At 66.7% G+C, this 19,251-nt stretch carries 20 protein-coding genes; 10 read left to right on the forward strand and 10 right to left on the reverse strand.

What is annotated here, in order from left to right:
• Nucleotides 1-145 precede the first annotated feature (145 nt).
• The gene (locus tag PFX91_RS03170; protein WP_285729266.1) at nt 146-982 is read left to right on the forward strand and encodes a peptidoglycan recognition protein family protein; all 837 of its coding nucleotides are present in this window, start codon (nt 146-148) and stop codon (nt 980-982) included.
• Nucleotides 983-1,286: 304 nt separating this feature from the next.
• Here PFX91_RS03170 and PFX91_RS03175 read toward each other — a convergent pair whose 3' ends face one another.
• The 3 genes from PFX91_RS03175 to PFX91_RS03185 all read right to left on the reverse strand — a co-directional run bounded on the left by PFX91_RS03175 (nt 1,287) and on the right by PFX91_RS03185 (nt 5,370).
• Nucleotides 1,287-1,607 (reverse strand): MerR family transcriptional regulator, encoded by a 321-nt coding sequence (locus tag PFX91_RS03175; RefSeq protein WP_285729268.1) that lies wholly within the window; start codon nt 1,605-1,607, stop codon nt 1,287-1,289.
• A 512-nt stretch (nt 1,608-2,119) separates the two neighbouring features.
• On the reverse strand, nt 2,120-2,977 hold the full coding sequence (locus PFX91_RS03180; RefSeq protein WP_285729269.1) for a bile acid:sodium symporter family protein: 858 nt from the start codon (nt 2,975-2,977) through the stop codon (nt 2,120-2,122).
• 38 nt (nt 2,978-3,015) lie between these two features.
• Nucleotides 3,016-5,370 (reverse strand): arylsulfatase, encoded by a 2,355-nt coding sequence (locus tag PFX91_RS03185; protein WP_285729270.1) that lies wholly within the window; start codon nt 5,368-5,370, stop codon nt 3,016-3,018.
• A 1,063-nt stretch (nt 5,371-6,433) separates the two neighbouring features.
• On the opposite strand from PFX91_RS03185, the gene PFX91_RS03190 reads away from it, so the two are divergent.
• Genes PFX91_RS03190 through PFX91_RS03230 form a run of 9 tightly spaced genes read left to right on the forward strand, consistent with a single transcriptional unit; the run spans nt 6,434 to nt 13,988 of the window.
• Entirely contained in the window at nt 6,434-7,684 is a 1,251-nt protein-coding gene (locus PFX91_RS03190) for an AMP-binding protein (protein WP_285729543.1), read from the forward strand.
• Nucleotides 7,681-7,929: an acyl carrier protein gene (locus PFX91_RS03195; RefSeq protein ID WP_285729272.1), complete on the forward strand. Its 249-nt coding sequence runs from the start codon at nt 7,681-7,683 to the stop codon at nt 7,927-7,929. Before PFX91_RS03190 ends, PFX91_RS03195 begins: the two co-directional genes overlap by 4 nt.
• Entirely contained in the window at nt 7,926-8,333 is a 408-nt protein-coding gene (locus PFX91_RS03200) for an ectoine synthase (protein WP_285729274.1), read from the forward strand. The genes PFX91_RS03195 and PFX91_RS03200 overlap by 4 nt, the downstream gene beginning before the upstream one ends.
• A 47-nt stretch (nt 8,334-8,380) precedes the next feature.
• On the forward strand, nt 8,381-9,514 hold the full coding sequence (locus PFX91_RS03205) for an acyl-CoA dehydrogenase family protein (protein ID WP_285729275.1): 1,134 nt from the start codon (nt 8,381-8,383) through the stop codon (nt 9,512-9,514).
• A 14-nt stretch (nt 9,515-9,528) separates the two neighbouring features.
• The gene (locus tag PFX91_RS03210) at nt 9,529-10,215 is read left to right on the forward strand and encodes a transglutaminase-like domain-containing protein (protein WP_285729276.1); all 687 of its coding nucleotides are present in this window, start codon (nt 9,529-9,531) and stop codon (nt 10,213-10,215) included.
• Between the two features lie 8 nt (nt 10,216-10,223).
• A complete protein-coding gene (locus tag PFX91_RS03215; RefSeq protein ID WP_285729278.1) occupies nt 10,224-11,177 on the forward strand; it encodes a pseudouridine-5'-phosphate glycosidase in 954 nt (317 codons plus the stop codon).
• The gene (locus PFX91_RS03220) at nt 11,174-11,860 is read left to right on the forward strand and encodes an HAD family hydrolase (protein ID WP_285729279.1); all 687 of its coding nucleotides are present in this window, start codon (nt 11,174-11,176) and stop codon (nt 11,858-11,860) included. Before PFX91_RS03215 ends, PFX91_RS03220 begins: the two co-directional genes overlap by 4 nt.
• On the forward strand, nt 11,857-13,251 hold the full coding sequence (locus PFX91_RS03225; protein ID WP_285729280.1) for an MFS transporter: 1,395 nt from the start codon (nt 11,857-11,859) through the stop codon (nt 13,249-13,251). The genes PFX91_RS03220 and PFX91_RS03225 overlap by 4 nt, the downstream gene beginning before the upstream one ends.
• On the forward strand, nt 13,248-13,988 hold the full coding sequence (locus PFX91_RS03230) for an aspartate racemase/maleate isomerase family protein (RefSeq protein WP_285729281.1): 741 nt from the start codon (nt 13,248-13,250) through the stop codon (nt 13,986-13,988). The genes PFX91_RS03225 and PFX91_RS03230 overlap by 4 nt, the downstream gene beginning before the upstream one ends.
• A 479-nt stretch (nt 13,989-14,467) precedes the next feature.
• On the opposite strand, the gene PFX91_RS03235 is transcribed toward PFX91_RS03230, so the two are convergent.
• The 7 genes from PFX91_RS03235 to PFX91_RS03265 form a co-directional block, all read right to left on the reverse strand.
• Nucleotides 14,468-14,974: a class I SAM-dependent methyltransferase gene (locus tag PFX91_RS03235; RefSeq protein WP_285729283.1), complete on the reverse strand. Its 507-nt coding sequence runs from the start codon at nt 14,972-14,974 to the stop codon at nt 14,468-14,470.
• A gap of 11 nt (nt 14,975-14,985) precedes the next feature.
• On the reverse strand, nt 14,986-15,138 hold the full coding sequence (locus PFX91_RS03240; protein WP_285729284.1) for a hypothetical protein: 153 nt from the start codon (nt 15,136-15,138) through the stop codon (nt 14,986-14,988).
• Between the two features lie 119 nt (nt 15,139-15,257).
• Nucleotides 15,258-16,304, reverse strand: coding sequence for a protein-L-isoaspartate O-methyltransferase family protein (locus PFX91_RS03245; RefSeq protein ID WP_285729286.1), 1,047 nt, complete (start codon nt 16,302-16,304; stop codon nt 15,258-15,260).
• Between the two features lie 26 nt (nt 16,305-16,330).
• Complete coding sequence (locus PFX91_RS03250; protein WP_285729288.1) at nt 16,331-16,756, reverse strand: lasso peptide biosynthesis B2 protein; 426 nt, start codon at nt 16,754-16,756, stop codon at nt 16,331-16,333.
• Nucleotides 16,753-17,037: a PqqD family protein gene (locus PFX91_RS03255; RefSeq protein WP_285729289.1), complete on the reverse strand. Its 285-nt coding sequence runs from the start codon at nt 17,035-17,037 to the stop codon at nt 16,753-16,755. Before PFX91_RS03255 ends, PFX91_RS03250 begins: the two co-directional genes overlap by 4 nt.
• Complete coding sequence (locus PFX91_RS03260; RefSeq protein ID WP_285729290.1) at nt 17,034-18,857, reverse strand: albusnodin/ikarugamycin family macrolactam cyclase; 1,824 nt, start codon at nt 18,855-18,857, stop codon at nt 17,034-17,036. Before PFX91_RS03260 ends, PFX91_RS03255 begins: the two co-directional genes overlap by 4 nt.
• 70 nt (nt 18,858-18,927) lie before the next feature.
• Nucleotides 18,928-19,074 (reverse strand): hypothetical protein, encoded by a 147-nt coding sequence (locus tag PFX91_RS03265; protein ID WP_285729291.1) that lies wholly within the window; start codon nt 19,072-19,074, stop codon nt 18,928-18,930.
• Nucleotides 19,075-19,251 lie beyond the last annotated feature (177 nt).

The following is a 19,251-nucleotide window of genomic DNA, read 5'->3' on the forward strand; positions in this document are numbered from 1 at the left end:
GTCGACTTCCCGCCAGAGGGGTAAAGCGTCGACATGCCGGCCGGAACCGGCCACGGAAATTCTCAATGTGACCCTTTGCGCACCTTGCGTGGTCTGTGTTTTGTTATGAACTGGCAAGTAACCACGCGAGCCATGAAGGACACCCATGACCAACACCCCACGGCCAGGGTTGAACAGACGCGGACTCCTACGCGGAGCCGCCCTCACCTCAGGTGCCGTCGCCCTCGGCGGGGCCCTCAGCGCACTCGGCGCGGCGAGCGCCTCCGCCCAGGCCACCGGCACGGGCGCCTCCGCCCAGGCGGCCAGCCCCTACCTGTACTGGAGGGGCGCCTGGGGCGCCCGCGCTCCGCGCAGTCCCATCCAGGTCCTGGCCAACGCGCCGCGCTACATCGTGGTCCACCACACCGCGACGGCCAACAGTACGAACTACTCGCTCGACCACGCCCTGGCCCTGTCCAGGTCGATCCAGAACTACCACATGGACCACAACGGCTGGATCGACACCGGCCAGCAGCTCACCATCAGCCGCGGCGGCCACCTCATGGAGGGTCGCGACCGCACCCCGGAGGCCATCGCGGCGGGTCAGCACGTGGTGGGCACCCACGTGGCCAACAACAACAGCACCTGCATCGGCATCGAGAACGAGGGCCTCTACACCTCCGTCGGCCCCACCCAGGCCCTGACCAACACGTTGGTGCAGACCCTGGCCTGGCTCTGCGGGGCCTACGGGCTCAACCCCCACGCGGCGATCCTGGGCCACCGGGACTTCAACGCCACCGCATGCCCCGGCAACGTCTTGTACTCGATGCTCCCCGAGCTGCGCAACCGGGTCACCCAGACCATGCGGGCCTACGACATCCCCATCGCCGCCCATCGTGCGCACGCCGAGGACGGCCCCACCTACCCGGCCGTACCGGAGGACGAACCGGACCACGAGTTCTACCACGGACCTGTCAGAGGCCCGGACGACTTCAGCCGCTGATCCCAAGGGACGCTTCCCCGTTCAGCGTTCCTTTCCCCACCCCCGAAGCGGTGCCCGCCATCCCCCGGCGGGCACCGCCCTTTTCCCCGTCCCCGCGTACGGGGACCCCGTCGACGGAATTCGGGTCCGGCCCCGCACGCCGACACCACGGCGAGAGACGCTCCCAGATCCGCCGGGAAGTGCCGCGGACCCCGGTGGAACACGCCGCCCGCAAGGAAACAGAAAGGCCCCACCCGACACGGGGCGGGGCCGGTCGCCAGGAGCGGGGAACGACCCGGCGAGAACACCTCGGCCGGCCCCGCCTTCAACCGGAAGGGCCGGCGGTGCGCAGCTCCTCGTTGATGCGCCGGGCCTCCTCCAACCGGTCCTCCAGGATGATGATCCTGCACGCGGCCTCGATCGGGGTGCCCTGATCCACGAGCTCACGTGCGCGCGCGGCGAGCCTGAGCTGATGGCGGGAGTAGCGGCGATGGCCGCCCTTCGACCGCAGGGGCTTGAACAGCTCGGCCTCGTCCAGGGCGCGCAGGAACGCCGGCGTGGCACCGATCATCTCCGCCGCGCTGCCCATGGTGTAGGCGGGGTAGTCGTCATCGTCGAATCTGTCGTCGGTGGTGGAACGTGACAAAACGCGTTTCTTCCTTCTCCTGTACTCCTGTACGCACGCCGGGGGCCCCAACGCCGTACGGCGCCGGGGCCCGAGAGTTCAATACCACCTACCGGCCTCTGCCGGTCTTCCGCTTCCCGAGATCACGCTGGGACGGGAAAGCGGGGATCGCGGTTGTGTGACCGTGCACCACCTTCTTCCGAACCGGGGCCTGCGGTATCCGGGCGGAACGGATCTCGCCCGGGCGATCCTGATGGCACCTACTCCTCTCGATCTCACTTCGTGCACTGCCTTCGACCGCGGTGCCATCGACCCCCGGCGCCGTACCACGAGCGCGCCGGTCGAGCCCTACCGCACCGCTTTCCACCGGCGTATCCGGTGGCCCAGCTGTGTGTCTCTGTGGCTACGACAGGAAATGTAGCAGCGCCCCGAAGGCATGTCTACACTCACCGATGTAGATTTCCGTGTGTCGTGTGGGCAGGTCCACGGACGCTCGGATCCTCGCGGCGGTCCTTCACCGAGAGAGATGGCGCTCACCGTGACCGCCCACTGTCACCGGCCTCGCTCCGAGAGAGCAGTCGGGCGGTGGGGAAGAGGATCGCCAGGCCGACCACGAAGCCGACGATGACCATGCTGATGGCGGTGGGGTCCTCCACGGCCTGGGAGGCGACGATGGTCGCGGCGGCGATGTTGCGCTGGCCGGTGCCGAGCCCGAGGACCTCACGGTTACGGTGATCACCTCCTCCCATGAGGTACCCGAGCATGAACGCACCCGCGACGAGGAGGGCGACCGCGACCAGCGCCCTCCAGCCGATGCCCGTGATCGCGTCGAAGTGCACGATCAGGGTGGTCAGCACCACCACGATCAGCGCGATGTTGGACAGGGGGCCGATCAACGGTCGTATGCGCAGGGCCCCTTCCGTCCACAGGGTCCGTAGGAGCAACCCCACCCCCAACGGGATGAGCATGGTCATCAGAAGAGGCTGGGCGATGGCGTCCGCCGGGGCCGCGATCCCCGGCAGCAGCACGGGAACCACCAGGGGCATGTACAGGACGGTCACCGGGAGCACGAGGATGAGCAGCGTGGCGGTCAGGCCGCTGTCGGCGCCGGCGACCTCGCTCAGTTTGATGACGAACGGCGCCCCGGCGGCCACGGCGATCAGTACGAGGCCGATCTCCAGGGAACCCTCCAAAGGCACGATCCGTAGGATCAGGAGCGCCAACGCCGGTACGAGCACGAAGTTCGACATCAACGCGCGCAGGACGTTGCGCACGTGTCTCAGCGGGCCGACGACCTCCCCGAGGGTGTGGCCGAGCCCCACCGAGAACATGGAACCGGCCGCGAACACCACGATCGCGATGTCGAGCATCGTCGTGAGAACCTCGATCATGGTCCCCCTCCACATGGGTCCGTGTCACGTGGGATCCCCTACTCCGTGACGAGGGCGGCCCGCATCCGTTCGTCCGTGGTGATCTCGGCGTCGTAGTCGTGGGAGCCCACGGGAATGGCGATCTCCACCCAGTTCACCTCTCCGGTGAACTCGTGGACGGTGTAGTCCGAAGTGACGGAGGAACCCTGGTCACGGCCGATCTCGAAAGGCTCGTCCGAGGCGAAGGGCAACGGTTGGGTGTGCTCGACCCGACCCTGGCCGACCTCCCGGTCATCGAGCAGCAGGCGTACCGTGCCGCCCTTGGCCACACCCCCACCGTCGTAGTCGAACTCCATCCGCAGATGGTGGGTGCCCTCGGGAAGAGGTTCGGTGCCTTCGACGTGGAAGCGGTCGACGCCGTAGAAGTTGTAGCAGTACACCGGCCGGTTGTCCTTGGCGTAGAGCGCCCAACCACCGGGCAGTCCCCCCTGGGCGGCGATGACGCCCTCACATCCGTCGGCGGGCACGACGATCTCCGCCGTCACGTGGTGGGACTTGTTCTTGATGTTGATCACGGAGAACGCGTTCAACCGGCCGATGCCGCGGTACAGCCGCTGCCGATCACCACGGGCCAGGACCGGCCGTTCCGCGCGGTCGGGGTCGGCCCGCTCGGCGGACCGGTCGTCGAGCGGGAGCACGTCGTACTTGGCCGCCTCGATCAGGAACAGACGCTGCAACTCGGCGAGCTTCTCGGGCCGCTCGGCCGCGAGGTCGCGGGCCTGGGTCCAGTCGGTGGTCGTGTCGTAGAGCTCCCACACGTCCTCGTCGAAATCACGCTGAGGCCAGTCCGGCACCGGCGGTGCGTGGGCGGTGACGGCGGTCCAGCCCTTGTGATAGATGCCCCGGTTGCCGAGGATCTCGAAGTACTGGGTCTCACGCCGTTCGGGTGCGTCCGCGTCGTCGAAGCTGTAGGCCATGCTGACACCGGCGACGGGCTGTTGGGCGACGCCGTTGACGATCTGGGGCTGAGGAAGACCGGCGACCTCCAGACAGGTGGGCGCGAAGTCGATGACGTGGTGGAACTGATGTCGCATCTCGCCCCGGGCCGTGATGCCACGCGGCCAGTGCACGATCAGACCGTTGCGGGTGCCGCCCCAGTGCGACGCGATCCGCTTCGTCCACTGGTAGGGGGTGTTCATGGCGTGCGCCCAGCCGAGCGAGTACTGCGGATACGACTCCGGGGTGCCGAACGTGTCGAGCTTGGCCCGGAGGAACTCCGGGGTCTCCACGTGGGTCATACCGGTCATGGTCAGCGCCTCGTTCCAGGTGCCGTTCAACGTGCCCTCTCCCGAGGCGCCGTTGTCACCGGTGATGAGGAAGATGAGCGTGTCGTCGAGCGCCCCCAACCGCTCGATCTCCTCCACCACCTGCCCCAGACAGTGGTCGGTGTGTTCGAGGAAGGCCGCGTAGAGCTCCATCTGCCTGGTCAGTACCGGCTTCATCTCCTCCGGCATCCGCGACCACGCGGGGATGCCCTCGGGGCGAGGGGTCAGCTCACTGTCCGGTGGGATGACCCCGAGCCGTTTCTGTCGGGCGAAGGTCTCCTCCCGGACCACGTCCCACCCCTGGTCGAATTCGCCGGCGTAACGATCCAGCCAGTCGTCGGGCACGTGGATCGGGGCGTGCGTCGCACCCGGAGCGAAGTACAGGAAGAACGGCCTCTCCGGGGCGAGCGCCCGCTGCTGACCCAACCAGCGTCGTGCCTTGGCGGCGAGGTCCTCGCTGAGGTGGTAGCCCTCCTCCGGTGACCGGTCCGGCTCCACCGGTGTGGTGCCCTCGGTCAGGCTCGGATGGAACTGGTTGGTCTCCCCGCCGATGAACCCGTAGAAGTACTCGAACCCGCTGCCCGTCGGCCAGCGGTCGAACGGGCCCATCGGACTCCACTCCCACGTGGGAACCTCGTGGCACTTGCCGAACTGGGACGTGGAGTACCCGTTCATGCGCAGCACCTCCGCGATCGTCGCCGCGGTGTTGGGCCGCAACGACGTGTACCCGGGCGCGGTCGTGGCCATGTCCGACACCGCGCCCATCCCCACCGAGTGGTGGTTGCGTCCGGTCAGCAACGCCTGTCTGGTCGGAGAGCACATCGCCGTCGTGTGGAAACGGGTGTAGCGCAAGCCGTTCGCGGCGAGTCGTTCGAACGTCGGCGTCCGACACGGACCGCCGAAGGCGCTGCTCGACCCGAACCCCGCGTCGTCGAGCAACACCAGCAGAATGTTCGGCGCGCCCTCCGGAGGCCGCAGCGGCGTGATGGGCTTGAACGCCAGGTCCTCCTGCTCCACGCTGACCTCCGGCGCTCCGGCAGGCCGCCGATCCGGGATAGGAAGAACCACGCGCTCGTACTCCGTGCTCATCTGGCCCCCATCAAAATCGATCACCATGTCCGGTCGGGCATGGTGGTCTTCACGGACGGCCTCGTCGAGACGCCGCCGGTTCGGATGTGGTTTTCGCGACTACCCTCCGTCTACCTGCACAAACTCGGTGTTCGGACTCCGCTCCCGGGGAGCGACGCCGTTCCCGGCACAGGTTTCGGGGGTTTTTCCAGCCCTGGGAGCGATGTCGTCGTGCGGGTTCGTGCCCGGAGAGCGAGCCATCGCTCAGATCGACCAGGGGCCATCCCGCGCCGTCTACGCCGCTGTCCACAGCAGGCCGGTCGGATCATCCGCGCCGTGCCGGTTCTTCGGCTCCGAGAAACAGGATGAGGACAGTTCACTGGGGGTGCACCGGAGTACTGGGAAGTCGAAGATGTGAGAGTTCCTGAGCTTCCAGCGGGCTCCGTTGCTTGTTCATGGGCTCTTCGGTCGGATCGCTACGAGATCGTGATCAGCGCTGACGCTTCACGATTCCGATTGTGAAACAGCCCCGTATCGCACCCCGCGCGGAATGTTCTCCGCTGCTCCGCCTGGCTGCCAGGGCACGGTACGGAGCCGACATGCCCGGTTCCGACGATGGAAGGACAGGATGTGCGCGAAGGCGCAGAACCAGTGGGGGCCTGTGTCCTCCGGGAGTCTTTGGCCTGACTATTCGAATGCGGAGGGCTCCCACGATCCTCCGCTTTTAAACCCTCCATAAGACTCTATTACCAAGTGTGCCGAAAATGGAACTCCGTACACTCTGATCCCGCAGTGGAAGCGATGATGTTCCGGGGCGTTGAAAAACAGTGCATCACGCCTGCTTGATCCGGGTGATCCCTTGTCTGGTTTGTGCTGTCAACCCAGTGGGAAAATTTCTGGTTCTGTAACCCTCTTGGCCGGAGTCGGCCACTTCCTGGAAAATTTCATACGCGCATGTACTCTTTTTGTGTTTCCCAGTCGAGGAGCCGAAAAAGCCATGGCCACCCCCGCCATCTGGGCGTCCATAGAGTCCCATGCCCAGCTTCGACCATATGCTGTCGCGCTGTGCTCACCAGACGTGAGCATGACTTATGGAGACCTGGCTGCCGCAGTACGGGCAGCGCCTTTCACCGCTTCCGGTCCGGTCCAGGTCGTTCGTGCCGACCGGGACGGCGGAGCCGTGGTCGAGGTCCTGGCGGCCCAGAGATCGCCGCGCCCAGCCCTGGTCGTTCCCCGCGGAGCAGGCCCCTCCTACATGGCCCGGCTCGACCAGGATCTGAGAGCCTTCGCCGCCGATCCCGGTGTCCTGTGGGGCGCGTACGGCCTGTGGACCACCACCTCCGGTTCGACCGGCAACCCCAAGATCGTCGCTCACGACCCAGACGGGATCGATCGTTTCGTCCTCTGGGCTCGGCAGCGCTTCGCACTGAGCCCCGACACGGTCTCCCTCAGCCTCTCACCCCTGAACTTCGACATCGCCACTCTGGACGTATGGGCGGTTCTGGCCGCCGGTGGGACGGTCGTCCTCCCGGCTCAGGAAGACCTCACCCGTGGCCCTGTCCTGGCCGAGGCCGCCCGCGTCCATGGTGTCACCCTGGTCCAGGCGGTACCCGTCGTTCTCCTCCCCCTGGCGCGGGCGGCAACCGCCCTGCCCCGGCCCCACACCGTCATATCAACCGGTGACTTCTTTCCCACGGAGGCCCTGCCCTCCCTCGAAGCCGCCTTTCCTGCGGCTGAACTCCTGAGCGTTTACGGAAGCACCGAGACCAACGACAGTTTCGTCCTGGACCTGCACACGGCGACCCCTGGTGCCCTGGGGAATCCCATCAGTGGTGTTCAGTACCGCATCGGCGCCGGCGGGGAACTCGTCGTCTCCACCCCTTTCCAAGCGCTGGGTTATGTCAACGCCCCTGGCGATGTGTGGTGCACGTACGAAGGGCGCCGCGAGTTCCACACGGGTGACCTGGTCGCCACCGGCAGGGACGGAGCCCTGCGCCTGGTCGGCCGGTCCGACCGGCAGGTCAAGGTACACGGCGTACGTGTGTCCCTCGACGAGGTCGAGGCCGTACTGCGCCACCAGAGCGGGGTTGTCGATGCCGTCGTCACGGCGCGGAGCAGGGACTCCGGTGATCGGGAGCTCGTCGCCGCCGTACTGGTCGAGTCGGGCTCTTCGGCGACGAACCTCTCCCTGCGCTCGGCCGCGGCCTCCTCCCTGCCCCGAGAGGCACTGCCCGGACGCCTCTTCCTCACCACAGATCCTTTTCCATTGACAGGTACAGGAAAGGTCGACAGGAACAGCACAATTAATCGATTCCTCGAGAGGTATCCAGTATGACCATGACGACCCAAGAGAGGGTTCGTGGGCACATCGTGTCTGTTCACGCACCCGAATTGGCGGAAGAAGAGATTCCCGGAGACTATGATCTCCTGATTAATGGGGTCATTGACAGTCTCGCGCTCCTTGAGCTCGTGGAGTGGATTCAGAAGGAGTTCGGTGTCTCCGCCATGGATACGGAAATATCCCCGACAGACCTCAGTACCATCGATTCTATCTCGAAATTCATTCATAAGAACACATGATCGGCCCACCGGGGAAGAGGAGAAAAATGATTATGCGGTCCCATGAGAACACCCTTTCCGTTGACTGGGGAAACGGCAGTAGCCAACGTCTCCTCGTTGAGGAGGATAATCTGGGGTTCACTGTTGCACACACCGTTGTCAGGGCGGGCACTGTGTCTAAGCTCCAGTACCGGAACCACTTAGAGGCGTGTTACTGCATCAGGGGCAGCGGAGCGGTCGAGAGCATGGACGGCAGTGTTCGCATCGACCTCTTCCCTGGAGTTCTCTACGCTTTGGACAAGCACGACCCGCACTTGCTCATCGCCAGTGACCACGAGGGCTTGGAGTTGATCAGTGTCTTCAATCCGCCCTTGCGGGGCGATGAGAGACACAGCCTCGACGAATCCGAATTCTCCTCCTACTGACCCGGGTTGCGAAAAGTATGGCGAGTACCACGAGAGGAACTCACTGTGTGGAGGGCGTTACTCCCGCCCTCATTCGCGAACGCATCGCGCACATCGCGCCCACCGTCAACGACGGGTACCTTGAGCGGGATCGCGCGGCGGCCTTTTCCATGGACCACTGGAGAGCGCTGGCCGGCACCGGTCTGTTCGGCTCCTGCCTACCCGAGGAAACGGGTGGACACGGCCACTCCCTCACCGAGCTCATGCAGACTGCCGAATTTCTCGGCCGCACCGTCCATGACGCGGGGTTGAACTTCAGCGCCGCCACCCATCTGGCCAGCACCGGTTTCGCGCTCACCCGTTTCGGGAGCGCCGAGCTTCGCAGTCGCCACCTGCCCGCTGTAGCCGACGGCACCTCCATCGGCTGCCATGCCATCACCGAGCCCGGTACCGGTTCGGACGTGCTTTCCATGTCCGCCATTGGCCGGTTCGACGGTGACCACATCGTCCTGAACGCCTCGAAGACCTACGTCACCAACGGGCCCCTCGCCGATCTGGCCGTCGTCTACGTCCGTACCTCCGATACCCCCGGCCCCTTGAGCCTGACCGCCGTGCTCGTCCCCAGGGGCACACCCGGTGCCCGGTTCGGTCCGATGCTGGACAAAGGGACCCTGCGTACCTCCCCCTTCGGGGAACTGCACCTGGACGAATGCCGACTTCCCCAGGCGAACATCGTCGGTGGCGCGGGTACCGGTTTCCTGATCTTGGACCAGGTGATGACCTGGGAAATCCTTATCGCTTTCACCATCAATGTCGGTGAGATGCGGCGCCGCCTGGACCGCGTCGTGGAGCGGGTGGTCACAAGACAACAGTTCGGACGCCCTCTCTCCGCCTTCCAAGGCGTACAGAACGCCGTCGTGGACATGCACATCGCCATCGAGACCGCCGGGCAGGCCCTCCGCACGGCGGGAGAGACCGTCGCCTCGGGGGGTAGGGCCACCGCGGAGACGGCGCTCGCCAAGATCCTCACCAGCGAGGCCAACCTCCGTACCGCACAAGCAGCGGTCGAGCTCTTCGGTGGCGAAGGCGTGCTCACCGAGACCGGTATGGAGATCAGTGTCCGTGACGCCCTGGGCGGCCCCATCTACTCGGGCTCCAACGCGGTGCAGCGGCAGAAGATCGCCAAGGCACTAGGACTGTGAGTGAAGGAAACACTGTGACCACCGCCAGCACTCTGACGACTCCCACCCATTTCCTAGATCACCAGAGCCCTGAGGTGCAGGATTTCGTGGACCGGACCCTGCCCGACCGCGACCTTCCGCCTGTCGAGGCCGCCGTACGATTGCACGACGCCGTGCGCGACGGTATCCGGTACGAGGTCTACGGCGCCGACCTCAGCCGGGAAGGCCTGCGCGCCTCCGCCATTCTGAGACGGGGCCAGGGGTTTTGCGTCCATAAGTCCATCGTCTACGCGGCCGCGGTCAGGGCGGTGGGCATCCCTTCCCGCCTCGTCTACGGCGACGTTCGCAATCACCTGGCCTCCCAACGCCTCCTCGACATCATGGGCGGAAGCCTCTTCACCTTCCACGCCCTGGTGTCGGTCCGGCTCGACGGCTCCTGGATACGCGCGACCCCTGTCTTCAACACCCTGCTGTGCCGCTTGTACGGCATCAAACCCCTGGAGTTCGACGGGCGCAGTGACAGCTACTACCACCCCTTCGATACCCAGGGACGCCGCCACATGGAGTTCGTTCGATGGCGCGGCGAATACGACGATTTCCCCTACGACACCGTCGTCGACGGAATCACCGCCAACCATCCCCGACTCGTCGGCCCAGACCTGATCACCGCCCGGGGTTCGCTCACCGACGAAGCCGGCCTTGAGCACGGAGAGAAGAAGTGACCTCGACCATGCCTGTCCGCTCCACTACCGTCGTCGTCTCCGAGGAGGTCGGCGCAGCTCTCGCATGCCGGGAACCCGTCGTGGCCATGGAGACCTCTGTGCTCACGGGCGGAACCTATCCGCACAACTTGGAGACCGCTCTGGCGGTAGATCAGCGAGCACGCGACGAGGGGGCCGTCCCGGCCCGTGTGGCACTCGTTGACGGCGTCCTGCGCGTCGGTGTCACCGACACCGAGCTGGAGCTTTTGGCCAAGGGGCCCGCCGAAGGCAAGATCAGCACACGTGACATGGCCGTTGCCCTGCACAACGGCGCTACTGGAGGCACCACCGTCTCCTCCAGCCTGGTCGGGGCCGTAGAAGCAGGCATCCGGGTGTTCGCCGTCGCCGGGATCGGGGGCGTGCACCGAGGTGCGGAGGTCTCCTTCGACATCTCCGCCGACCTCACCGAGTTCTCCCGCTCGCCGGTGGCGGTTGTCTGTGCCGGGGCCAAGTCCCTCCTGGACCCCGCTCTGACCCTGGAGTACCTGGAGACCGCTGGTGTACCCGTTATCGGGTATCGGTCCGACGAATTCCCCGGCTACTACACACGTACCACCGGTTGTCCCGTCCCCCACCGCCTCGACGACCTGGAGGACGTGGTCGGGGTCATGCACAAGCATTGGGCCGCGGTCTCCGCGTCTTCCGTACTGGTCACCCACCCCATCAGCGAGGAATGGAGCATCGACTCCGATCTGCTCAACAGCATGGTCGCGAGCGCTCTGGAGGAGGCCCGCGCGACCGGCGCTTCGGGGCCCGATCTCACCCCGTTCGTCCTCTCCGCCATCGCCCAGGCCACCGACGGGCGCAGTGCCCTGGTCAACCGCGCGGTCCTGGAGTCCACCACCCGCCTGGCCGCACGTCTGGCGGTCGTCGAGGCCTCGGTCCGCTCCCAGCACCGCATGGACGCGAAGGAGCGCACATGAGCTTCGTACGCGGTGTCCTCCTGGACCTGGACGGCACCCTGGTCGACACGCCCTCGGCGATCATGGACAGCTTCCATGAAGCCTGTGCCCCCTATGGAGCGGTGCCGCTGTCGTACGACGCGTCCGCCCTCATCGGTAAACCGCTCGACACGATCTTCCCTCTGCTTCTCCCACACGGGGATCAGCGGGTGTGGGAGGAGGCGAAGGCGGTCTTCCGTTCCTCCTTCGCCCGGCGCACCCTGACCGTGGCATCCTCCCTGGTGTTCCCCGGTGTCGACGCCCTGCTAGCGGACCTCGCCGCCAAAGGGACCGCGCTCGCCGTGGTCACCAGTAAGGTCACCCACAGTGCCCAGGAGCTGATGGAGGCCTCCGGGCTGGATCGGCACATCGACCTGGTGATCGGCCACGACCAGGCTGCCCGGGGCAAACCCGCCCCCGACCCCGCGCTGCTGGCCTGCTCCTCCCTCGGCCTGGAACCGGCCGAGTGCGTGGTGGTGGGTGATTCGCCTGACGATGCGGCCATGGCGGTCGCCGCCGGGATGCCGGCCGTCGGGGTCACGTGGGGCGTGTCCAGTGCCGCCGCCCTGCGCTCGGCGGGCGCCGCGACCGTCATCGACACCGTCTCCGATCTGTCCGTGCACCTGCACGGCCTTACGCACACTGCCGAGAAGGCGAAGAAATGACCTCCACCCCAACAGGACGCACGCGGGCCGTCGGCGCCCTCGCCGTGCTGTGTCTGGCGCAGTTCCTCATCGCGCTGGACTACTCGATCATCTATGTGGCCCTGCCCAGTGTGGGGACCGACCTCAACCTCTCCCCGTCCCTGCTCCAGTGGGTCGTCAGCGCCTACGCCCTTCTGTTCGCGGGTCTCCTGCTCGTGGGCGGGCGCGTCTGCGACCGGTTCGGCGCCAAGTCCGTCTTCCTGGTCTCGGTGATCGTCTTCGGTCTGGCCAGCGCCCTGGGCGGGTTCGCGCAGGACGGCGTCATCCTGCTCACGGCTCGAGGCACGCAGGGGTTGGCCGCCGCTTTCCTACAGCCGGCGACCATCGGACTGATCAGTGCGACGTTCGAAGCGGGCCCCGCGCGTTCGCGGGCCCTGGCCGTCTGGGGTGCGGTCGGCGCCTCCGGTCTCGCCGTCGGCGCCATTCTGGGCGGCGTCCTCACCGCGGTGTCGTGGCGATGGACCTTCCTCATCAATGTTCCCCTGACCCTGTTGGCCGCGGTGGGTGGTCTGCTGTTGCTGGCCGCAGCCTCCAAGGAGTACAGGAGCAACCGTATCCCCCTCCCCGCCGCGCTCCTGGGGACAGGTGCTCTCCTGGCCCTGGTCATCGGCCTGACCCTGGTCGCGGACCCGGACTCCTCCGCCGCCCGTACCGGCATGGCGCTCCTGGCGGCCGTGGTCCTGGGAGCTGCTTTCCTCGCCAATGAGGCCAAGTCCGACAACGTGATGGTGGATCGCTCTTTGCGCCGTACCAGATCGCTCAATGCCGGCATAGTGGCCACCTATCTGTACATGGCCAGTGTGGGGTCGGAGTTCTACCTGGTCACCTTGCTCCTCCAGGAGCTGGAAGGGTTCAACCCCCTGTACGCGGGGCTGGGTTTCCTACCACTGGCCGTTCTGGTCACCCTCGGGAACGTGGCAGCAGGGTGGGCGGTGGAGCGCACCTCCGCCGGCGCGACCATGACGGCGGGGTTCCTGATCAGCGCGGTAGGGCTGGTACTGCTCGCCCTGATGCTGGGTTCGGGCTCCTACGCCACCCATCTACTCCCCGGGCTGCTGCTGAGCGGGTTCGGCCACGGCGTCATCTACACCTCCATGTTCGTCATCGGCACCCGCGACGTGTCCGCCGGACACCAGGGCACGGCGGGAGCACTCATGACTACGTCCCAGTATCTGTCGGCCGCGGTCACGGTGGCTCTGCTGACGATCGTGTTGGGCCCGACGCCCGGAGCAGCGGAGTTCCGGTGGGCGTTCCTGCTCACCGCCGCGTTCGCCGTCGCCGGCATGTTGATCGCTCCTTTGGTCCTGCGCCGTGAAAAGACAGCAGAGAAACAGCCGGAGGTCCCCGCGTGACCCTGAGAATCGGTATTCTCGTCATTCACAACGACCCGGTACCCGAGGTCGAGGTCTGGTCCTCCGTGCGACCCGGTACGAGCGTGCATACGGCGCGGTTCTGGACACCGCGAGCCTTCGGCACCGAGTTCACCGGACGGGACCTCGACTCGCTCTTCGGTGACACAGGTCTGGACATCGCCGTCCGCCAACTGGGGGAGCTCGGTGTGCACGCACTCGGCTACTGCTTCACCAGTGCCAGCGTGTTCGGGGGGATCGCCTTCGACGCCGCTTTCGCCGAACGCGCGGAGAAGCTCGCCGGCGGGATCCCCGTCATCACAGCCGGCCAGGCGCTCCGCGAAGCCCTGGTGGACAGCGAGGCGGAAGATATCGCTGTCGTCGCTCCGCCCTGGTTCAGCGACGCCACGCTGGACGCTTTACGCTCATACCTCCCGGTGACCGTGCGGCAGATCATCCGCTTCGAGTTGCCTCCCGTCTGGGAAGGCATCGATCGGCCCGACCTCTTCGACCGCGGTGCGCGTCACGCCGTGGAGGCAGCGGAACTAGAGCGCCAGGTCCTTGAGGCCCTGGAACCGGAGGTCGGGACGCTCCTGGTCCCGGGGAGCGGGTTCGCCAGCCTTGCGGCAGCCGAACGGCTGCGCCGCTCATGTGGTCTACAGACCATCTCGGCGAACACAGCCCTCGTCCAGGCCTTAGAGAAGCGCCTTCCCCAGGAGGCTGCGATCCAGGTGCCCTGATCCCGGAAGCCGGCGACGGCCGCCTTGACCGGTACACGCGCGAAGGGCCTTCTTGGTACCGGTGTGGACGCACGTCCACTCTGGACCGGAAGGCTCTTCGTTCCGGCACATCCACGCCGGCCCCATGGCCTTACCCGCTCTGGCACTTCGCGCTGGAAGCCGACTCTGACCGTGGTTCCTACCGGGTGGCGTGCGAGGCACTCGACGGTTACTGGGAGCATGCGGTGTCATCTTGAGGGTGTTTCCAGTCGCCTGTCCGCACTCGTTCGTGGTCATCGGCTGCAACGCAGAACGACCTTCGTTATCGCGAGCCGGGGCGCGGTGAACGAAGAGCACACCGCCCTCGAACAGAGCCCGGCTCATGTTCTCACGACCGTGCCCTCCCGATGCGAGTACCAGGGCACACGGCAGGATCGAAGTTCGCGTATCGACGATCCTCATCGCCCCTGCGAGGGGTGGCAACTGGGGCCGATGACCGGCTACGACCTGTACCTGATGTCCTCATCGCCCCTGCGAGGGGTAGCAGCGGACCGGCTGCCGAGGCGCTCGTCTCTCAGGTCCACCGGTCCGGAGGTGTGGCCGAGGTCGGCTTCGGCGATGGCCCGCTCCGGATCGGGGACGTGGTACAGCATGTGCATGGCCAGCACCACTTCCACACTGCCGGTGCGCACCGGCAGGTGGGCGGCGTCAGCGCACACCACCGCTCCCGGCACGTTGCGCAGCAGTGATGCCGACAGATCCACCCCCACCACTGGGGTGTGGGGGCGTTCGGTGCGGATCCGGTCCAGATAGCGGCCATTGCCGCACCCGGTGTCCACCCACACCCCGGCACGGTCGCCGACGTGGTCCAGGACCAGGCCGGGCAGGTCGAAGCGGGGCCTTTGGTGGGCGTACAGGTTCTGGCGGGCGGCGAGTGGGCGATCGTCGCGGTAGGCGTGCCCGGTCAGCAGGTCGCGGTCGGTGGAGGCACGGGGGCGGTGGTCCATGGCCCACATCCTTACCGTTTCGGGGTCGGTGTGTGGAAGGGGGTGGCGGTGAACGCGACCAGGCGGTCGCGGATCTCGCGTGCTACGTCCGCGACGCTGCGTCCGGCCTGGACCAGGTCCAGGACCTTGCGGCGGAACTCGGCGGGGTATCCACGACGTCCCACGATGCCCTCCTTGAGGTCACGTGGTCCCAGGATCCAGAAATCCGACTCCGAAAAACGCAGGACACACCAGAGCCTCCATCACACCCGGCACGAAACACCACCGTGCGCAGAGCGCGTGTTCATACGGTGTTCCTTGGGTTGGGGTCTAGCATGAGCGTCCATCCCTGGTGGGTGGGTGTGGTGTGCGCGCCCAAGGTGTCGATCGTTGGTCGCCCGTGCTCCTTCCACTCCTGGATCAGTGCGCGGACGTATTCCAGGGCCGGTGAAGTAGCAGAATCGGCCACGAGTCGGGTGTTGGGGAACAGGGCGACGAATCCGGCGTTGTCGGTGGTGGTGATGCCGACCATGGTCTCCTTGCCGCGTTGGGCCATGGTCAGCCCGGCCGGTTTGTGGGCGATGGTCCAGAGCTTGAAGTGCTCGATCTCTGGCCAGCCGATATCGACGGGTTCGGTGTGGGCAGCGTTGAGCATGCGGGTGAACACTGCCTCGGCCAAGTCCTGGTCTTCGGTAGCGGTGAGCCAGGGGGCGGAGATGTAGGAGGGGCTGCGTTCGCCGTCGATGACGCGGGAGACGGTGGCGTATCGGGACCGGTTCAGGGCGGGGGTGGTCATGGGCACATACTGGCCCCGGGACAAGGTGATGGGTCCGGGGGTGTGGTCGTTGGCCACGGTGACGCGGGCCATGGCGGTGGAGTAGGCGATCGGGGCGCACACCAGCGGGGCCAAGATGATCCCGCCGGGGCGGACCTGTTCGACCCAGGCGGTGGGCAGGTGGGGCGGGGTGGTCCAGGCGACGAGCCGGTCGAACGGCGCGTGGTCGGGGGCTCCGGTGTAACCGTCTCCGGTCAGGGAGGTGATGGTGGTGTAGCCGGCCTGGTGGTGAAGTCCGGTGGCGCGGGTGATGAGGTCGGCTTCGACGTCCACCGACACCACCGTCCCTCGGGGACCGGCGAGCTCGGCCAAGAGCGCGGTGGAATAGCCGGAGCCGGTACCGATCTCCAACACCCGCATCCCTTCCTGGATGTCGAGGAGGGGCAGGTGACGTTCGATGACGGAGGCTGGGGTGGTCTGTCGAACAGCGCGTTTGTCGGTGCCGCGGTAGTGAGTCTCGTCCACTCGGGCCAGGGCTGCGGTGACGGTGGGCGGGGTGGTCGGTGTGTCGGTCATCAGGAATCCGGTTCGTTTCAGGCGGATCAACGGCATAGTGCTGTGGTCCACGGCCAGGCGGTGGTGTCGCCTTCTCCGACGGGGGTGCCGTCGGGGGTCTGGGCCCAGGCGTGGGTGGCCGGTGGATCGAATCGGCCGCCCAGGCACCAGTGGAGTCGGCGGCCGGTGAAGGCAGCGGCAAGAACCAGGGTCAGGGAGGTTTCCAGGCAAGCGACTCGGCCTGGCCACCAGGCGCCGGTACGGGCGCAGGCGTTCGTAAGCCGCGTGAGGGTCGGGTCCGTAGCGGTGGGGGTGGCCAGCGGGAGTCGGTGCAGAATTTCGATGGTGGCGATGGTAGCTCGAAAGGGCAGGCGGAGCAGGCAGATCGCGCAGATGAACGCCAGTGTGGCGAGCGCCTTGAACTTCCAGTTCACAGGCGTGCGCTGGTCGGGTAGGGCCATAGGGCTGGTCACCGGGCTTCCTCCATGGTGATGAGGCGCCGTTGGTGCAGATCGTCCAGGAGCGAGGTCAGGTCGGTATCCAAGCGTTCAGGGGAAACACCGAAACGGCCGGCCAGGGCCGCCAGTGCGTCGAGGTGGGTGCGACCTCCGGTGACGACTTCGTTCCAGTAGGCAGCGGCCGTGGGGTTGAGATGGGTCCAGGAGCCGTCGTGCAAGTTCAGGATCAGTGCACCGCAACCGTCCGGGTCCACCGCCATGGCGGCCCACCGGGTGGGGCGGACACGGCCGATCATGGCCTCTCTCCCACGGTGGCGGTGCGGTGGGTGTGAGGCCACCAGGTGGGTTCGTCTTTCAGGGAGCGCATCCACATTTCGGTGGTGATGATCTGGGCGAGGGCTCCCAGGGGTGCGGTGCGCCCGTCTACGGCCCGGTCCAACGCCGCCAGCACTGGTGCGGTCTCGATGACGCCGAGCTCACCCAAGTAGGCGGTGGTGAGCAGATCTCGAATGGCCGAGGCGTTGTGGCGCAGGCCTTGATAGGCGTGGGTGGTGAAGGCATCCTTCGACTCGCGCTCCCACACCCCTGACGGCAGCACTCCGGTCATGGCCTGGCGCAGGGTGGGCTTGAACCGATGTGCATCGGCACGAGTCCAGGAGGGCGCGGCCAGGGTGGCGCGCACGAGGGTGTTGTCCAGGAACGGGGCGCTGATGTCCACACCGAGGTCTTGGTGGGCGAGGTCTCGGAAGGTGGTGTGGCCGGCGGCGTAGTAGCGCAGGCCCCGGTGGTCGGCCCACTGCCCGGGCAGAAGCCTTTGATGTGCGTCGTGGGTTTCGGCGATGTGGCGGGCCTGGTGCGCCAGGAGGTGGCCCATGGCCGGGACGAGCCAGGCCGCAGTGGCGGTCGGGGCCGTCCAGGTCAGGGTGCGTTCCAGACGTAGGGGTCGGGTGCGGTGCTCCAGGTTGTCGGCCAAAGCTCGTAGGGCATCGGGGTAGCGGGTGCAGGCCAGGCGATGAACGGCGCGGGCGAGGCGATGGACGGGTACGCGCCACAGGCGGGCGTGGGCGAGAGTCTGGGTCCAGGCACGGCGGTGGTGGCCGCTGATGAGGAGGTCGGCCAAGTGGGCGGGGCCGGTGGAAAGGACGTTGTCGCCGCCGTTGCCGGTCAGGTGCACGGTGCTGCCTGCTTCGGCTGCGGGGGTGAGGTAGGCGCGGTGGCGGCTCCAGGCACGTAGGTCCAGGGCAGGGGTGTCGGTCGCAGTGATCTGGCGCAGGTTGGTGTAGGGCAGGGTGTCGGTGCCGCCGTGGGCGAGGTGATGGGTGATGGCGGGGGTGATGGCCGCTGCGGTGCGGGCGTGGTGCAGGTCGGTGTGATTACCCAGGCCAGATGTGGTGTAGGTGACGGCGTACACCTCGGTGGTGCGGGCGGCGAGCAGGGCGATGGCGGTGGAGTCCATGCCACCGGACAGGTCTGCGCTCACCTGTTCGCTTTCTGGGGTGCGCAAGGCGACGGCTTCGGTCAGGGCGGTGCGCAACCGTTCCGGGACCTGGTCGGGGTCCAGACCAGACAGGGGTGCGGGAGCGATGATGGTGGCGCGATCGTGGGCCAGGTGCAGGGTGTGACCGGGTGGGACCTGGTGGATGCCGTGCCACAGGCTGCGGGTGGCGCGCAGCTCCTCGACCAAAGGGGCGGCCATGTGCGCGGCTAACACCTCTACATCCAGCGCGGCGCAGGTGGCTTGTGCCAGAGGGCGGGCACGGGTGGCCCAGAACCACCCGTGGTCGTGATGGGTGTAGTAGAGCGGCCAGATACCAGCCAGGTCAGGAACCACCACGCTTTCTTGCCTGGTGGTGAGGACGGTGAGGTAGGAACCTGCCCAGTGGGTGAATACCGACCAGTCCCGAGTCCGCAGCGACTTCTCCGCTGCGGCGCGCAGTTCGGTGTCGTTGGCCGCGCAGCGGCCAACGACAGTGACAACGGCCTGGTCGGTGGTCACGCTGCGGTGCGGAGGCACGCCCATCATCCAGACCGGTATGTGGTGGTCGGTAAGGGTGACAGCCGTAGTGGGAATGGTGTGCGGAGGGTGGGTGTGGTGGTGTCCGGCGACCCAGCGCATCGACAGGGGCGTCCTTTCGAGCAGGGGAGTCGCCGCCCACCGTGTCGGTGGGCGGCGACAGGGCGAAGAGCTACGCGTCGTCGTCAACGCCGACACCGACGTCGGTGAAGTAGCGGTCGTTGTCCTCGCTGTCCTCGGGAACGTTGCCGAGGGTGTGGGTGTGAACGCTGCCGAGCGTGGTGGCCTGGGGCGGCGTGTAGGCGAACACGGCGTCCATGGAGTCACCTTCCCTTCGGATCTTCTGGGTTCGTCACGGCCAACGAACCCCTGTAATCACCGAAAGTAAGCGCGCTTCCCCACGAGAGTGAAGGGCCATGCTGTCCCCTTGGCCTGGCGGCGTCCGAGAGGGTAGGCCGTAATGGCCTACCCTCGCAGGTGAGGACCTTGGTCCAAC

The sequence above is a fragment of the Nocardiopsis sp. ATB16-24 genome (assembly GCF_030271535.1).
Taxonomy (GTDB): domain Bacteria; phylum Actinomycetota; class Actinomycetes; order Streptosporangiales; family Streptosporangiaceae; genus Nocardiopsis.

Bases quoted from the DNA above. Each gene is read 5' to 3' on its own strand.
- PFX91_RS03200 (WP_285729274.1), top strand. From the start codon at position 7,926: ATGATCGGCCCACCGGGGAAGAGGAGAAAAATGATTATGCGGTCCCAT.
- PFX91_RS03265 (WP_285729291.1), bottom strand. From the start codon at position 19,074: ATGGACGCCGTGTTCGCCTACACGCCGCCCCAGGCCACCACGCTCGGC.
- PFX91_RS03180 (WP_285729269.1), bottom strand. From the start codon at position 2,977: ATGATCGAGGTTCTCACGACGATGCTCGACATCGCGATCGTGGTGTTC.
- PFX91_RS03255 (WP_285729289.1), bottom strand. From the start codon at position 17,037: ATGATCGGCCGTGTCCGCCCCACCCGGTGGGCCGCCATGGCGGTGGAC.
- PFX91_RS03170 (WP_285729266.1), top strand. From the start codon at position 146: ATGACCAACACCCCACGGCCAGGGTTGAACAGACGCGGACTCCTACGC.
- PFX91_RS03245 (WP_285729286.1), bottom strand. From the start codon at position 16,304: ATGACCGACACACCGACCACCCCGCCCACCGTCACCGCAGCCCTGGCC.
- PFX91_RS03235 (WP_285729283.1), bottom strand. From the start codon at position 14,974: ATGGACCACCGCCCCCGTGCCTCCACCGACCGCGACCTGCTGACCGGG.
- PFX91_RS03215 (WP_285729278.1), top strand. From the start codon at position 10,224: ATGCCTGTCCGCTCCACTACCGTCGTCGTCTCCGAGGAGGTCGGCGCA.
- PFX91_RS03185 (WP_285729270.1), bottom strand. From the start codon at position 5,370: ATGAGCACGGAGTACGAGCGCGTGGTTCTTCCTATCCCGGATCGGCGG.
- PFX91_RS03190 (WP_285729543.1), top strand. From the start codon at position 6,434: ATGACTTATGGAGACCTGGCTGCCGCAGTACGGGCAGCGCCTTTCACC.
- PFX91_RS03220 (WP_285729279.1), top strand. From the start codon at position 11,174: ATGAGCTTCGTACGCGGTGTCCTCCTGGACCTGGACGGCACCCTGGTC.
- PFX91_RS03195 (WP_285729272.1), top strand. From the start codon at position 7,681: ATGACCATGACGACCCAAGAGAGGGTTCGTGGGCACATCGTGTCTGTT.
- PFX91_RS03225 (WP_285729280.1), top strand. From the start codon at position 11,857: ATGACCTCCACCCCAACAGGACGCACGCGGGCCGTCGGCGCCCTCGCC.
- PFX91_RS03260 (WP_285729290.1), bottom strand. From the start codon at position 18,857: ATGCGCTGGGTCGCCGGACACCACCACACCCACCCTCCGCACACCATT.